The sequence below is a fragment of the Sulfuricurvum sp. RIFOXYD12_FULL_44_77 genome, from assembly GCF_001830725.1.
Classification (GTDB): domain Bacteria; phylum Campylobacterota; class Campylobacteria; order Campylobacterales; family Sulfurimonadaceae; genus Sulfuricurvum; species Sulfuricurvum kujiense_A.
Window position 1 is genome coordinate 3027 of the sequence record NZ_MIBU01000002.1, and the last position, 873, is coordinate 3899.

The 873-nt window shown below is 42.6% G+C and carries 2 protein-coding genes; both read right to left on the reverse strand.

Annotated elements, in window-relative coordinates; translation table 11 throughout:
- Nucleotides 1-426, reverse strand: a 426-nt coding sequence (locus A2517_RS00125; RefSeq protein WP_294893327.1) for a SurA N-terminal domain-containing protein, incomplete at its 3' end; no start/stop codon positions are given.
- Nucleotides 427-519: 93 nt separating this feature from the next.
- Nucleotides 520-873: response regulator (locus A2517_RS00130; protein WP_294893329.1), on the reverse strand; the 354-nt coding region annotated here is incomplete at its 5' end.

Sequence of the window (873 nt, forward strand, 5' to 3'; positions counted from 1 at the left end):
GCGGATTTTCTCTTTATCGACGAACTCTTCCGGATTGGCATCAAAATAGGCTTTGACCTCTTTGGCATCCACTTTAATCGCTTCGAATTGCTCTTGTTCCCATACTTTTGCGGCAAGCTGAACTTTTAGTCGGCTCACCAACGCTTCCAACTCTTGCTTGTACTCTTTGGATTCAAGAACACCGCTTCGTTTTGCATCGTCATACACTAACTCTTGGGCAATCATCCCCTCGATAATACGCTGACGCAATTCATTTTGTTTATCGGCAGGAAGAGAGTCAAAACGACCCTGAGTCCCTTCCATCAATACTTTATTTACTTCTTCAGAGGTAATTTCATCTCCGTTAACAGTCGCTAAAACAGCAGCAGAACCACTTGTAGCGCTCAACAATAAACCCAAAATCCAAGCGGCATAATATCGCTTCATTGCTATCCTTGTAATTGTCCCCTCTATTCAAGGGGGATTTGATTTCGGCATTATAATACATTTGTCAGTATAGTACGCAAAAAACAATCAATATTAAACGACATTGCCTTCACGTTTTTGCTGAGCAATTTTTAAATAGCGATCGATCGTTTGTAAAAGGAAATGTTTATCGATCGGTTTTGCCAAGTGGGCGTCCAATCCTCCCGCCACAATCCGCTCACGGTCTCCGATTAAGGCGTGTGCCGTTAGGGCGATCACTGGAACAAATCCGCGAGAATCGCGTTTATCAATCTCTTTAATCAATCTGTTTGCCATCAATCCGTCCATAACCGGCATATCGATATCCATAAGAACCAAATCAAAATGTTCTTTAAGATACGCATCCACCGCTTTTTGCCCATTATCTACCGTTACCACACGGAAGTGCTCTTGAAGTAGTATGGTTTC